Origin of the sequence: Ferrimonas balearica, assembly GCF_019802085.1 — a bacterium.
GTDB lineage: Bacteria > Pseudomonadota > Gammaproteobacteria > Enterobacterales > Shewanellaceae > Ferrimonas > Ferrimonas balearica_B.
This window is the reverse complement of record NZ_JAHVHV010000002.1, coordinates 167,676-181,685: the sequence shown is the minus strand read 5'-3', so window position 1 is coordinate 181,685 and position 14,010 is coordinate 167,676. Positions and strand designations below refer to the sequence as shown.

Annotated in this window: 12 protein-coding genes; 4 read left to right on the top strand and 8 right to left on the bottom strand. The window is 64.9% G+C overall.

Going from position 1 to position 14,010, the window contains the following annotated elements:
- Window positions 1–295: 295 nt before the first annotated feature.
- Window positions 296–622: a hypothetical protein gene (locus tag KUV81_RS09000; RefSeq protein WP_222543535.1), complete on the bottom strand. Its 327-nt coding sequence runs from the start codon at window positions 620–622 to the stop codon at window positions 296–298.
- 678 nt (window positions 623–1,300) lie between these two features.
- Between KUV81_RS09000 and KUV81_RS08995 the strand changes: the two genes are divergently transcribed.
- Window positions 1,301–1,699 carry a hypothetical protein gene (locus KUV81_RS08995; RefSeq protein WP_222543534.1) on the top strand — a complete coding sequence of 133 codons (399 nt, stop codon included), beginning with the start codon at window positions 1,301–1,303 and terminating at the stop codon, window positions 1,697–1,699.
- Window positions 1,700–2,886: 1,187 nt separating this feature from the next.
- On the opposite strand, the gene KUV81_RS08990 is transcribed toward KUV81_RS08995, so the two are convergent.
- Entirely contained in the window at window positions 2,887–4,464 is a 1,578-nt protein-coding gene (locus KUV81_RS08990; protein ID WP_222543533.1) for a S8 family serine peptidase, read from the bottom strand.
- Window positions 4,465–4,949: 485 nt separating this feature from the next.
- Here KUV81_RS08990 and KUV81_RS08985 point away from each other — a divergent pair, with 485 nt between their 5' ends.
- Genes KUV81_RS08985 through KUV81_RS08975 form a run of 3 tightly spaced genes read left to right on the top strand, consistent with a single transcriptional unit; the run spans window position 4,950 to window position 8,160 of the window.
- Window positions 4,950–5,168, top strand: coding sequence for a hypothetical protein (locus KUV81_RS08985; protein WP_222543532.1), 219 nt, complete (start codon window positions 4,950–4,952; stop codon window positions 5,166–5,168).
- The gene (locus KUV81_RS08980; protein ID WP_222543531.1) at window positions 5,165–6,736 is read left to right on the top strand and encodes an AAA family ATPase; all 1,572 of its coding nucleotides are present in this window, start codon (window positions 5,165–5,167) and stop codon (window positions 6,734–6,736) included. Before KUV81_RS08985 ends, KUV81_RS08980 begins: the two co-directional genes overlap by 4 nt.
- Entirely contained in the window at window positions 6,712–8,160 is a 1,449-nt protein-coding gene (locus KUV81_RS08975; RefSeq protein ID WP_222543530.1) for a VWA domain-containing protein, read from the top strand. Before KUV81_RS08980 ends, KUV81_RS08975 begins: the two co-directional genes overlap by 25 nt.
- Here the strand turns inward: KUV81_RS08975 and KUV81_RS08970 are convergent.
- The 6 genes from KUV81_RS08970 to KUV81_RS08945 all read right to left on the bottom strand — a co-directional run bounded on the left by KUV81_RS08970 (window position 8,157) and on the right by KUV81_RS08945 (window position 13,986).
- Window positions 8,157–8,903, bottom strand: coding sequence for a fumarate reductase iron-sulfur subunit (locus KUV81_RS08970; RefSeq protein WP_409995564.1), 747 nt, complete (start codon window positions 8,901–8,903; stop codon window positions 8,157–8,159). The two genes, KUV81_RS08975 and KUV81_RS08970, sit on opposite strands and share 4 nt — an antisense overlap.
- Entirely contained in the window at window positions 8,903–10,864 is a 1,962-nt protein-coding gene (locus KUV81_RS08965) for a fumarate reductase flavoprotein subunit (RefSeq protein ID WP_222543528.1), read from the bottom strand. Before KUV81_RS08965 ends, KUV81_RS08970 begins: the two co-directional genes overlap by 1 nt.
- A gap of 15 nt (window positions 10,865–10,879) precedes the next feature.
- The gene (locus tag KUV81_RS08960) at window positions 10,880–11,563 is read right to left on the bottom strand and encodes a fumarate reductase cytochrome b subunit (RefSeq protein WP_222543527.1); all 684 of its coding nucleotides are present in this window, start codon (window positions 11,561–11,563) and stop codon (window positions 10,880–10,882) included.
- A gap of 103 nt (window positions 11,564–11,666) precedes the next feature.
- Complete coding sequence (locus KUV81_RS08955; RefSeq protein ID WP_222543526.1) at window positions 11,667–12,368, bottom strand: succinate dehydrogenase/fumarate reductase cytochrome b subunit; 702 nt, start codon at window positions 12,366–12,368, stop codon at window positions 11,667–11,669.
- Between the two features lie 155 nt (window positions 12,369–12,523).
- Window positions 12,524–13,177 (bottom strand): hypothetical protein, encoded by a 654-nt coding sequence (locus KUV81_RS08950; protein ID WP_222543525.1) that lies wholly within the window; start codon window positions 13,175–13,177, stop codon window positions 12,524–12,526.
- Window positions 13,178–13,326: 149 nt separating this feature from the next.
- The gene (locus tag KUV81_RS08945) at window positions 13,327–13,986 is read right to left on the bottom strand and encodes a hypothetical protein (RefSeq protein ID WP_222543524.1); all 660 of its coding nucleotides are present in this window, start codon (window positions 13,984–13,986) and stop codon (window positions 13,327–13,329) included.
- Between the last annotated feature and the right edge of the window lie 24 nt (window positions 13,987–14,010).

Below are 14,010 nucleotides of genomic sequence, written 5' to 3'. Positions count from 1 at the left end.
CCCCTGGGCCGGTTTTTTATTGCCGGCACGTGAGCGGGTCTCAGTGCAGCCGAGCCCAAGCGCTCTATAGAGCAGGGCCGTCGCCTCCGGATGGTGTACAGCAACCCTGTGCATATCCGTTTGGTCACCGGACATAAAAACGCCCCCGGTCCAGAGGGCCGGGGGCGTTGTCCCGCCCGGCGCTGCCCAGGATCCCTTCGCTTTCTGCTTGGCTGAACGCCCACTCCTCGGTGCGGCTCTTGCAATCGCCACCAGGCTCATGTTGATCACCATGTTTTCGCTGCCCTTGGCGGCTTTACACGCGTCCAGGGATGCCTGTAAAGCCGAAAGCGTACGCCCAGTTGTTGGCATCGAGCACCTTGATGATGTGCAGGTTGAGGTTGCCGCTGGGTAGCACCCCCACCACGCCCATACCGTTGCCGCCGATCCCGGCGATGGTGTCCGCCACGTTGGTGTCGGGGCGGTTTTCGCCGGTGTTCCAGTTGCCGGTGCCGGGATCGTTGGTGCCAGCCACTAGGACGCCCTGGTAGAGATCTTCATGACCGGCGTCGTAGCCGGAACCGATAATGCACACCTTGGTGTTGCCAGCCGCCGCTTCGCACAGCTGGTCCGTCTGAGCCATAGGGATGCCAAAGGGGGTGGTATCTGACAATTGGTAACGCTTCACGTCCTCCTACTCTACCTAGGGGTGGTTCTGCATCGCCTTCAGGGAGGCCGCATGGAGACTGGTTTTTCTGAGGAGTTCTAGGAAACAGGGGCAGAACAGGTAAGCCGGCTGTTGATTCGTTAACAAATCCAGATTTATCTAAAAACCTTCCTCCGATGGAAGAGCTCGAAATAACCGATTATTGCTCAGTCAAAACTGTGACGAGTTCAGATTCGGTTAAGGAAACCAATCGTTAGGATACTGCAACCGCCAAGGATGGCATTTATTAAAAGAATTGAGACGAGAAGAAATGAGAAAGCAAGCATTCGCGGCCCTGACCGCCCTTACCCTCTCCGGATGCACCGGGCTAAACATCCAGACCGCCGAGCAAGCGTTCAACGGACACCCGCCGGCAGGGGTCCCGCTCGACGTCAACTTCATTACGGTAAACATGAAACACCAAGGGCACCTGAGAAGGGGTTCAGAGTTCGAAGCAATGGCGGAGCACTGCGGGGGCCAATACGAGGTTTTGGATACCCGGACCGAGCGAGGCTCAACCCGTTACAGTGCCCTAGGGGACAGCGTTTACGCCGACACGAACACGATTAAGCGCATCGCCTTTCGGTGCGTTGGCGATAAGCGGGAGGCGGCAGAGTGAAGGTTTTCGCGCAAGTTCTAGGGGCTCTGATTGTGTTCGCTATCCTGTCCGCCGGCGTGTCTTGGGCAGCGAAAGCGGCGAAGAAAGGCAGCGACAAATATAGCCATTATGCGTCCGTGTATCGCGAAATCGACCGCGAACTAATTCGGATCTCTACGCAGTGTGACAGGTCGTCCGGTGGGCAAGAAATGGACCTAGAGACTTACCTCAAGTGCAAGGACGATAAGGCTATCGCCTCCACCTTGAACCCGGTCTCGATGGCGACAACGCTCCCGGGGATGCAGGGCAAGGGCAACTGGGAAGCCGCCGTCGCATGGAGCCACACGATTAAACAGTTCCGGGATGACAACTCGAAGTGGAACGACCTACACAGATTCTTGAGCAAGTTTTATTGACCACAGACCCGGCCACCGCGCCGGGCTTTGCACTGACTAAGGACGTTAAAGAATGACTAGAACGACAGGGATTGCGGTACTGCTGGGCGCGTTGATTGCTGGGCCTGCCTCCGCTTGGGAGATGAGCACAAGGGTTGACGGGATGACCGATGAGCGGACAACTCGTCTGTATATGAAATCCGAGGATGGCAGGGGGACCCTGACCCTGACCTGTGACCCTGACGGTTACGAGATAGGCATTTACTCGCCGGACTTCATTTCCCCTCAACCGTTTTCATGGGTTCAGTCGTCAGTGATGTTCAGGTATGACAGGGACGACGCTTTTACAAGGGAGTGGAGACATCAAGGCAATACCGTTTCCGTGAGAGGTTCAGAGGCAACGGCTTACATGCGGCGCATGCTGCGAAGCGGATACCAGCGCCTAAGGGTTCGAATGGCGAAGTCGTCAAGCGGTCACTTTGCGGAGTTCAACATCGGGCGCGGCGGTACAGATGCGACGATGTTCTACCAGATATGCAAACTCTGACACCGGACCCGGCCACCGCGCCGGTTTTTTTGTGCCTGAATCCTTTCACCTGGTGAACGTATCATTAGTCCTACCTAATGCGATTACCACTTGTGGTAATGCCCACAACGGACCGAAATCGCGGTCTGTCCCCTCTTTTTCCCCGTTGCGGGTCCTGTTGGGTCCTTTTTTGGTGGGTATCTTGCGCCCCGACGTCGGAGTTCTTACGAAAATTTTCGAGATAGGGTGGCAGGTCATGCTTTCTGATGCGTTTACGCTGAAAAGCCTAGTAACCCTGCGTTTGAGCGGTGTTTAGAGCCATCAACAAAGCCCATCACCCTATGACATAGCCGGGGGATTTTGTGTCCCCCAGTGAGTCCCCCAGCGAAGGAACAACAAGGCCAAGCCTTTAAGGATGCGCCTTGGAGAGCCCGTTCTAGTTTCTGGAGAAGAGGCTCGACGCCGAGCACTGAGTTGGCGCGCTTCGAACAAACCGGCCCCTGGGCCGGTTTTTTATTGCCGGCATGTGAGAGGCTCTCAGTGCGGCCGAGCCCAAGCGCTCCATGCCGACCACGGCAACTGCCGACGCCGCGCTGCAGGGACAGCCCACGTCGCCGGTGATTTGCTTACCCCATAAAAAACAACCCGGCACCAGTGCCGGGTTGTTTCGTTCGCAGGACGCTTAGCGGTTGGGCTTACCTTTGCCACCGCCATTGCCGCCACCGCCGCCACCGCCGGTGTCACCGCCACCGCAGCCGTTGCTGGCCAGGTGGTCACTGGCGGCCTTGGCCTGCACCAGGCCGTGGCCATAGGCGTTGTCTCGACCGGCAGTGCCCAGATCTTCCGCGGTGGCCACCAGGGCGCTGCGGATGTCGCTGTTGCTGCACTCGCTATGGTGGCTCCACACCAGGGCCGCCACACCCACCACGTGGGGGGTCGCCATGGAGGTGCCGTTGAAGTAGGCGTAGTTGTCCGCCGTAACGTCAATGCTGGCGGTGGCACCCAGTTGACCCAGCAGCGCCGCGCCGTCGGTGTCACTGATCCCCACCGAGGGGATGCTGGTGGCCACGCCACCCAGGGTGCCAAAGAGCATACCGGGCTCGTTGTTGTAGACGATGGCGCCCACGCCGCCCCCGGCCTCACAGGCCAGCACCTTGTCGGAGAAGGCGATGTTGCCTCGACTGATCAGGCACACCTTACCGGCAGCATTGGCACAGGCGGACTCGCCCAGGCCGCAGTCCACCAGATCCCCGCTGATGGAGCCGTTGGGGGAACCTTCCATCCCTGACGCATCCACCGGGCTGCCGGCCACGCTCAGGCTGGCCACGCTGGCGCTGCCCATGGGCACGGTGGAGAGCACCGCGACCCCGGGGCCGGCCAGTTCCACCTGGTCGGTCTGCTGGGAGAAGTCCGCGATCATCTTATTGCTGTCGATCGCCGCCACCGACACCACGGAGCTGTAGGAGGCCGGGTAGGAATGGCGGGTGTTGCCGTCGTTACCCGCCGCGGCGATGCTCAGGATCCCTTCGCTGTCCGCCTGGTTGAAGGCTCGCTCCTCGGTGCGGCTCTTGCGATCGCCCCCCAGGCTCATGTTGATCACCATGTTTTCGCTGCCCTTGGCGGCTTTACAGGCGTCCAGGGCCGCCACCAGGCCGGAGGAGTACGCCCAGCCGTCAGCACCGAACACCTTGATGATGTGCAGGTTGAGGTTGCCGCTGGGCAGTACCCCCACCACGCCCTTACCGTTGCCGCCAATCCCGGCGATGGTGCCCGCCACGTGGGTGCCGTGGCCGTTCTCGTCGGTGTTCCAGTTGCCGGTGCCGGGATCGTTGGTGCCCGCCACGACGGCGCCCTGTAAGAGATCTTCATGACCGCCGTCGTAGCCGGAGTCGATGATGCACACCTTGGTGTTGCCCGCCGCCGCATCGGACAGCTGGTCCGCCTGCACCATGGGGATCCCAAAGGGGGTGGACTCCGACAACAGGTAACGCTTCACGTCCTCCTCCACGTACTCCACGTGGGGGTGGTTCTGCATCGCCTTCAGAGCGCCGGGGGTCAAGGAGACCGCCATGGCGCGATGACCAGGCAGGTCGAGTTTGACCTTACCCTTCTCCGACTGCACCTGGGCACGCACCGCCTGCCCCTTGCCCTGCTGATATTTCACGATGTAACGGACGTCATCGCCCGCGATTGCTGTGGGGCTCAGCAGCATCGCAGCCGCGACGCCAGCCAAAGCCAAACCCTGGTTTTTCATGCTCATTGCCACTCCTGATGAGGTGCTCGTTGTTGTGTTATGAGCAGCACGATCCACTGATCGACCACCTAGCCGCAGGGTTTGAACCTAGCGATCTGATCGGCCAGTGGCAAAGGGGATGGGTCAACTGGGGCAGGGTCGGGGCAAGCCTGAGAATGTCTCTGTATTTCACTAACTTGCCGCCAACTCCCTATATGTAACAGCATGTTAACAATAACGGCGTGGAACGTGGTTCGATAAGGCCGCGTAACCACTGACTGACAGCCCACCACAAACAGATAAAATAAACCCATGTAATTTAAGGATTTTGTTGCTGTGGTCCGGCCAAATATACCTTTTCGCTATTAATATATGCACTTGTGACTGGTTTCGCTTGCGCTTTCCCGGTCCGATCCGCGTCCCCGGATCCCAACAATGCCACCGGGCTCACAGCACAGTCGCACCCATGCCCCCTATGCTGGCCGGATGACCCAAAAGCCGTAGGAGGGGGCATGAAAATCACCTTTGGACTGATCGTCGCAGGGATGGCAACGCTGCTGGGCTACCGGGGCTTTCGCCGATGGCGCACACAGCCACCGGCCGAGACGACGCCCGCGGAGAACGCCCGCCCCTGCCCGCGCTGCAAGTTTACCCTCGGCTACGCCGACACCCCCTGTCGGCACTGCACCCTCTATCCGTCCCAAGACGCCGTCACCGGAGACCGCCCGTGAGCCAAATCCAACGCATCGAGTCCCTGCTGGACACCCTGGGCCAGGGCCTGCACGAGCGGGAGGAGGCCCTGGCCGTGACCCTGCTGGCCACTCTGGCCGGCCAGCACAGCTTTCTGTTCGGCCCCCCGGGCACCGCCAAGAGCCTGTTGGCCCGTCGGGTGGCCGCCGCCTTCGAGCAGGCCAGCTACTTCGAGTGCCTGATGAATCGCTTCAGCACCCCGGATGACGTGTTCGGCCCGGTCAGCCTGCAGGCGCTCAAGGCCGACCGCTATGAGCGCCAGATAGCGGGCTACCTGCCCAGCGCCGAGCTGGCGTTCCTCGATGAGCTGTTCAAATCCAGTCCCGCCATCCTCAACACCCTGCTCACCCTCATCAACGAGCGACGCTTTCGCAACGGCGAGGCGGTGTTGCCGGTGCCCCTGATGGGGGTCCTGGCCGCCTCCAATGAGCTGCCGGAGCCGGACCAAGGGCTGGAGGCACTCTACGATCGCTTCCTGGTACGACTGGTCACCGCCCCCACCGAGCAGTGGGACCACTTCGCCGCCCTGCTGAGCCAGCCCCCCAGTGCCGGCGACATCACGCCTTGCCAGCCCATCGCCCGGGAGGAGTGGCAGGCCTGGCAGCAGGCCTACCCCAGGGTGCGCCTGGCCCCGGACAGCCTGGCGGCCCTGCGCCGCCTCAAAGCGTCGCTGCCGGACACCCTCTACGTCTCCGACCGGCGCTGGCACCAGGCCGCGGCGCTGCTCAAGGCCTCCGCCTTCCTGTGCGGTCGCGACCACACCAACCACAGCGACTTGCTGTTGCTGCGCCACTGCCTGTGGCAGGAACCGGACCAGCGCGGCGAGGTGCAGCAGTTGGTGGTGGCAGCCCTGGCCGAAGGCGGTGAGGCCCTGGCACTGCCGGATCTCGACATCCTGGAGTCGAGCCTGCACAGTCTGCTCTACTTCGATGAGGACGAGTACGACACCGTCGAATTCTTCCCCCAGCAGTTCTTCTTCGCCAATCAGGGGGAGCAGCGCCACGAACGGGGGGGCTTCTTCTACGTTAAGGCCACCGCGGTGCACGAGCATCGCCGCCGGGAGCCGGTGCACTTCGATTTCTACGTCCACCGCAGCCAGATGGCCAGCGACGCCCCCTTCCACCCCTTCGATCCGCTGGGCCCCCTGCGGGAGACCGTCCAGTGCCGTTTCACCGACTCCGGGGTGCTGAACATCCGCTACGACCCCCAGGGCCGCTTCGACCAGAGCGCCTTTCATGTCCCGGCCTATCAGCCGCCCCTGCGCCACCGCAAAGGTGCGCCCCGTCCGGCGCAGGATGCCGCCGCCCTGACCGCCCTGCTGGGCACCCTGGCCGAACACCGCCTGGCCCTGGAGCAGCGCCTCGACCATGCCCAGCAGGCCCTGACCCAATACCGGGCCGAGGCCCGCACCCCCTTCGTGCCCGATGCCCTGGTGGACCAGGTACTCAGCGGCCTGATGGGGCAGATTGACGAGCTGGAGCTGGCGCTGCTGCGCTGCGACAGCCTGGAGAGCCTGGCCAGCCCATGCTGCAACTTGAAAGCGGGCTGAGCGATTACGCCGAGCTGCTGAGCCACTCCCCCGCCCTGCAGCGCAAGCTGGCCGAGACCCTGGCTACGCTGGAGGCCCAGGCGCAGCAGACGTTGGTGGACACCACCCCCTTTGCCCCCTGGGAGCAACGGTTGGCGGCGCTGGAGGCGACCCCGGTCGAGCAGCTGAACCTGGCCGACGCCAGCCGCGCCTACCAGGGGTTTCGCCAGGCCTGTCGCCTGCCGGACAATCGCCTCTTCTGGCAGGCCCAGCTGAGCCGAAGCCACTCGGCCCGCCAGCATCTCGCCCTGGGGCGCTTGCTGCTGACCCAGTGGCGACGGGCGCTGGATGGCGAACACCAGCACTGGCGCCTGGCCCAGCTGCAGCGGATCCGCCAGGACTGCCTGGCCCAACTTCGTCCTTGGCTGGACCAGCTGCTGGCCCTGAGTCGCCGCTTCGCGCCCCTGGGGCTGGAGCCGGGCGTCCTGGTGGATTTCAGTGAGAGCCGCGGTGGGCGGCAGGCGGCACAGGAGCTGGAGCGCTGGGCGAGTTACCTGGAGGCGAACCCCGGGATTGCCGAGCTGTGCGAGCAGATCGGCCGACAGCGGCGTCCCACAGTGCAGACCCAGTACCACCCGGTGACCGTCACCGAGCGGGTGCCCGCCCAGTGCGCCAACGCCCCGGCGCCGGAGGCGCTGTTTGGCATACAGACGGGACGGGATCTGACCCTGGCTCTGCCGGCGGAGCTGGCCCAACTGGGGGATCCTGAGCTGGAGACCCTGTTCGACCTCAAGTACCTGGAGCATCGCCTGACCCAGTACCAGCGGCGCGGCTGGCATCGGGAGTGGCAGTGGCAATCGGTGACGCGGCTGCAAGCCAGCACCGTGACCCGGGCCCCGGGGCCGCTCATCCTCTGCATCGACACCAGCCTGTCGATGCAGGGGGCGCCGGAGCTGGCGGCCAAGGCGATCGCCCTGTGCCTGGCCAGCCAGGCCCTGGCCCAGGGACGCGAGTGCCACCTCATCAATTTCGCCACCGATCTGGCCCAGCTGGATCTGGGCCACTCCCCGGGGGCGCTCATCGAGTTTCTGTGCCAGAGCTTTCACGGCGGCACCGACGTGGCCCCGGCCCTAACGGCCGGGCTGGACCAACTGGCGGACCCCAGATACGCCCTGGGGGATCTGGTGCTGATCTCCGATTTCGTCCTGGCGGATCTGCCCAAGACGCTGCTGGCCCAGCTGGGCGCGCAGCGCCACCGGGGCCACCAGTGTTTCGGGGTGATGATTGGCGAGCAGGCGTGCGACACCAGCCTGGACAGCCAGATGGACCGCTACTGGCACTACGACGCCCGACGGGGCGACATCGAGGCGCAATCGGGCCGGTCGGTGCCCCTGCCTCAGGCAGAGACACCGGCCTGGCTGACCGCGCTCGAGGGCTCCGCCTAGAGGATCCGCGCCCCCAGCATCAGCTTGCGACGCAGGTAGGCGATCTGGGCCTGGTGGTTGAGATCCTTGGGGCAGTTGTCCTGGCAGCCCAGCAGCGTCATGCAACCGAACACCCCATCCTCGTCACCGATGACGTGATAGAAATCTTCCGGCTCCCGGGCGTCCCGGCTGTCCAGGGCAAAGCGCGCCACCTTGTTGAAGCCCACGGCGCCGACAAAGGTGTCCCGCATCTGGGCGGTGGCACAACCGGCCACGCAGCAGCCGCACTCCACGCAGCGGTCCGCTTCGTAGATGCTGTCCGCCAGCTGGGGATCCATGGGGGTCTCCAGGGCGTGGATGCTGTGGGCGGCGGCCTTGGGGTGCAGCCAGGCCCCCAGCCGCTCCGACAGGGCGCGCATAAAGGTGCCGGTGTTGACCGACAGATCGCCAATAAGCTCAAACCCGGGCAGGGGCATCAGGGTGATCACCGGACGGTTGGCCTTGGGGGAGAGGGTGCTGGTCAGGGTACGGCAGGCCAGGGTGGGCTTGCCGTCGATCACCATGGCGCAGCTGCCGCAGATCCCGGCGCGGCAGACGAAGTCGAACTGCAAGGAGCGGTCCTGCTCCTCCCGCAGGCGGTTGAGGGCGATGAACACCGTCATGCCGCTGGTCTCCTCCAGCTCGAACCGCTCCAGGCGGGGACTGTCCCCGGGCAGCTGGGGATCGAAGCGGAAAATCTCAAAGGTCAGGGTACGGGCGCTCATCAAGAGTCTCCTGTGCGGCGCTGGTTGCGCGGCCGGTAGGGGGTGGGCAGCTCATAGGGCATCAGCGCCTGCTGACGCTGGTGGCGGTCGGCGTCGGGGTGGTCGGCCTCCCAGGCGGCGATCGCCTCCAGGCGCCGCTCGGTGTCCGGGTGGGCGATGGCGTTGTCCTCGCCGTAACCCCGGTAGCCCGGCGGCAGCTCCATCGCCATCACGTCCAGGGCCTCGTAATCCAGTGCCGGCGCCGGCTGGCCCTCGGGCCAGCGCACCAGGGTGCGCTTGAGCCAGTCGCGGTCGTTACGCTGGGGGTAGTCCTCTCGGGCGTGGGCCCCGCGGCTCTCGGTGCGGGCCGCGGCGGCGGTGGCGATGCACAGGGCCAGCTTCAGCATCCGCGGCACCTTCATCGCTTCGGCCAGCTCCGGGTTGCTGTGGCGGCGCTTGTTCTGCACCTCGATCTGCTCGCTGCGACGCACCAGCTCGGTCAGCTCAGTCACCGCCTTGTCCAGCTCGGCGCCGGTGCGGAAGATCCCCACCTTGTCCATCATGATGGACTCCATCTCCCAGCGCAGGGCGTAGGGGTCTTCGCCGTTTTCCCGTGCCAGCAGGGCATCGATGGCCTGCTGCTCCTGGGCCAGGAAGGTCCTGGCCAGGGCGGTGTCCCCCATGGGGTTGGCCTCGGAGGCGTCCGCCACGTAGTCACCGACGATCATCCCCGCCACCACGGTCTCCGCCAGGGAGTTGCCCCCCAGGCGGTTAAAGCCGTGCATGTCCCAGCAGGCGGCCTCGCCCACGGCGTACAGCCCCTTGAGGCCGTCACTCTCCCCCTGCTCGTTGGTTCGAATGCCGCCCATGGAGTAGTGCTGGGTGGGGCGCACCGGGATCCAGTCCTTGACCGGATCAATGCCCAGGAAGTACTGGCAGATCTCCTGCACCTCCCGCAGGTTCTTCTCGATGTGGGCCTTGCCCAGCAGGGTGATGTCGAGCCAGAGGTGGTCGCCGTAGGGGCTGGGCACCCCCTTGCCCTTGCGCATGTGTTCGGTCATCCGTCGGGACACCACGTCCCGGGAGGCCAGCTCCTTCTTCTCCGGCTCGTAGTCCGGCATAAAGCGGTGCCCGTCCACGTCCCGCAGCAGGCCGCCGTCGCCGCGGCAGCCCTCAGTGGTGAGGATCCCCACCGGCACGATGGCGGTGGGGTGAAACTGCACCGCCTCCGGGTTGCCCAGGGCCACCTGGCCGGTTTCCAGGGCGATGGCGGCGCCGGTGCCCTCGCAGATGATGGCGTTGGTGGAGACCGACCAGAGCCGGCCGTAGCCGCCGGTGGCCACCGTGGTGGTGCGGGCCAGGTAGGCGATGAGTTCACCGGTCACCAGGCAGCGCACCACGGCACCGTGGCAGCGCTCGCCATCGTGAATAAGCCGCACCGCTTCCATCCGCTCGTGCACCTGGATCCCCAGGCCAATGGCCTGGTTGTCCATGGCGTAAAGCATGGAATGGCCGGTGCCGTCGGAGGTGTAGCAGGTACGCCACTTCTTGGTGCCGCCGAAATCCCGGGCGTTGATCAGGCCATGGGCCTCGTCCGGCTCGGTGATGGTGACCTTCTCGGCATTGACCACCACCTGGCGGTCCCCCGCCTGCACCCGGGTCCAGGGCACGCCCCAGGTGGCCGCTTCGCGCACCGCCTTGGGGGCCACCTGGGTGAACATCCGCGCCACTCGCTGGTCGCAGCCCCAGTCGGAGCCTTTGACGGTGTCGTGGAAGTGGACATCCTCGTTGTCCCCCTCCCCCTTGATGCTGTTGCCCAGGCTGGCCTGCATGCCGCCCTGGGCCGCCGCGGAGTGGGACCGCTTGGCGGGGATCAGTGACAGCACGGTGGTTTCCAGGCCACGCTGACGGCAGGCGATCGCCACCCGCAGTCCGGCCAGGCCGCCGCCGATCACCAGGGCGTCAGTGTATATGGTTTTCATCGCTTCCTTTTCTCTTCAACTTGCCAACTGGGCATAACGGACAAAGGCCAGCAAAGACGCCAGGCCGATGCCAATAAACAGGACGCTGAGCAGCGAACGCAGCCGCACCAGGGTGGCGCGTCGCTCGGGGCTCACCGGACACCACTTCATCACCAGGCGGTACACCCCCACCATGGCGTGCACCTCCACCGCCGCCAGCAGCGGCAGGTAGAGCCACAGCATCCGCTGGTCCCACACCCGGGCGGCGGAGCCCTCCGGGCCGATGGTTTCCGGCTGGTTGATCATCATCCAAAGGTGCGCCGGCAGCAGCAGGAACAGCACAAAACCGGTGACCACCTGCCAGCGCCACAACCGGGTCTCGCGGCTGTGCACCTGGCCCATCTGCCGGTTCAGTGCCCGCCACTGGCGAAGGTTCTGGGGAAACTTGCGCAGTGCGGTCACCGCGTGCAGCGCCACCAGCAACAGGATCCCCAGCCCCATCAGGCTGACCACCACCGGGTAGCCCTGCCCCGCCGGATCCAGGAACGCCAGCTCCATGTTGCGGGCCACAAAGCGCATCGCCTCGGGGCCAAACAGAATGGAGGAGACCAGCAGCAGGTGGACCCAGAGAAACAGGGCCAGCAGGCCGCCGGACAGGCTCTGGGCCAGATCCGCGGTGGCGGCCCAGCGGGAAAAACGGGGGGAGATCCGGTTGTTCATGGTGCATTCCTTGTTCTTGGTCTCGGCCACAGCCGGGGATCACTCCCTACTGTTTACCATCCGGCGTGGCCGCCAGACCCGATCCAGAACAAAGTTTCACCTTTTAGTTGCCCGCCATCACGGTTTTGCCCTGGTTGAGTGACAAACCATTACTGACGTGGGCCCCCAGGCTGAAGCCACCGAGCACCAGCAGGTAGACCACCACCGCCGCGGCCAGCCGGCGCAGGGTGCGGCGACGGCCGAAATTGGGCCACCACTTGAGCACCAGGCGCACCAGCCCCACCACCGCGTGCAGCACCGCCAGGGGCAGCAGCAGGCCGTAGAGCAGCCAGCCCCCCTCGTTGACGATGCGCAGGGCGGAGGGCTCGACGCCGATGTGGTGGGGTTGGGTCATCATGGTGATCAGGTGCACCGGCAGCACCAGCATCAAGGCGATGCCGGTCAGCAGCTGTGCGCCCCACAGCCAGGTGCCGCCGTGGCGGACGTGGCCCAGGTGGCGGCTCAGGGCCCGCCACTGGCGAAACTCGATGGGCACCCGGCGCAGGGCGGCCCAGACGTGCAGCCCCAGCAGGGAGAGCACGATCAGCGCCGCGGCCACCACCATGGCGGCGTAGCCGTGACCGGCGGGATCCGCCCAGCCGGCGTGGAGGAACCAGGCCACGGCGTCGAACGCCTCGGGGCCGATCAGGATGCTGGCCTCCAGGTGAAGGTGCATCAACAGGAACAGGGCCAGGAGGCCACCGCACAGACCCTGGATGAGATCCATCCGGGCGGGGCCGCGGCCAAAGGAGATCAGTTTGCGCATGGTTGGGCTTGGGGTATTGGGTGACGGTACAGCTTGTCACCATAGGCAGCCCAGGGAGGGAAGAACTTGATTTAAATCAATGTGAGAGCAGGATCACATTGGTCGGACCGCGGGGTGCGAAGCGGATCACACCGCCGCACCCCGCTGAATCAGAATCAATGACTGAACGGGGGCAAACGCTCCGCCAGGGTGAGCATGCCCGCCCCCAGCATCACCACCCCCAGCGGCGCCAGTCGTGCCAGCCAGTGCCGGGCGTGGGTCCGGGCCGGAGATTGCCACCAGCGGCGCGCGAATCGGCCCAGCCCCAGGCTGATGTGCAGGGCCAGCACCGGGAACAGCAGGGCGTAGAGCGACCAGCCGGCGTCCTTGGCCAGGTGCACCGCGGCGATCTCCGGATCCGCCATATGGGGGTGGGAGAAGATGGTGAACAGGTGCAGGCCCAACAGCGGTACCAGCATGACGCCGCTCATGATCCGCACCAGGTACATCCCCTTGCGCAGGCTGAGCTGAGACCGACCCAGCCGCGGCGGGCCGAAGTCGACCTTGGCCGCCCGGCGCAGCGCCAGGCTGGCGTGCACCGCCAGCAGGCCCAGCAGGGTCAGGCACAACAACAGCATGGTCACCAACGAGCCGTCCCAATGGCCGGCAAACAGCAGATCGCTGAGCCGGTGGAAGGACTGCGGCCCCACCAGATCCCCCTGGCGCCAGTGCAGGTTGGCCAGGAAAAAGATCCCCAGGGTGCCGCCGCAAAGGCCCATCACCCAGTCACGGGTGCGCAGGGAGTGGCTATGGCTGTGGCTATTGGTCATCGTCTGCCCTCAAGAAAGTGGGCGCGCATCATAGTGGAGGGGCCGGGGCCCAGTCCGTGACATCGGTCGAAATTTCGCCACATCATAATTTCGACCACACAGGCCCCGGGGCGAACATAAGTCACACCTATGCTTGTCGCGCACGCCCTTTAGGAGAGGGGTGCGGGGACGGAGCGCACCACGCTCAGCACCGAGGCCACCATCAGCACCAGGCTGGCGGAGCCCAGGGCCAGGGACCAGCGCCGGTGAAACAGGCCCTGGGCGTTGCCCGGGAACCAGCGACAGATCAGACGCCCCAGTCCCAGCAGGGCGTGCAGCAAGAGCACGGGCACCAGCATCACGTAGAGCATGCGGCTGCCCAGGGAGGTGAGGCGCTGATCCCAGCTCCCCGCGTCCAGGTTGGGTGGGGACTGGAACAGGGTATAGACGTAGAGCATCACCAAAGGCACCAGCAACACCCCGGTGGTGACCTGCACCTGCTGGTAGACCCGCAACCAGGCCAGCCGTGGCTTGCGGCCAAAGCCCGGCCGCTCGGTCAGCGGCGGCCTCTCGCGGGACTCGGCCAGGGCCAGGAAACCGTGCAGCATCAAAAGGCCGACCAGCACCGAGGTGGCCAGCCAGGAGGCCAGGCTGGTCTGTTCGGGCACCCCGAGGATGAGGTTCTGGATGGGCGCCAGCGGCCGGGGGCCAAACAGCTGGGTTGGGCCCCACTGCAGTGACAGCAGGGTGTCCAGGGCCAGAATGCCACCGGCCATCCCCTGGGCCCAGCGACGCCAGAGGGCGCGCTGCTCGGAAAGCGAAATGTCCATACCGTGTTAATAAGAGAGAATGTT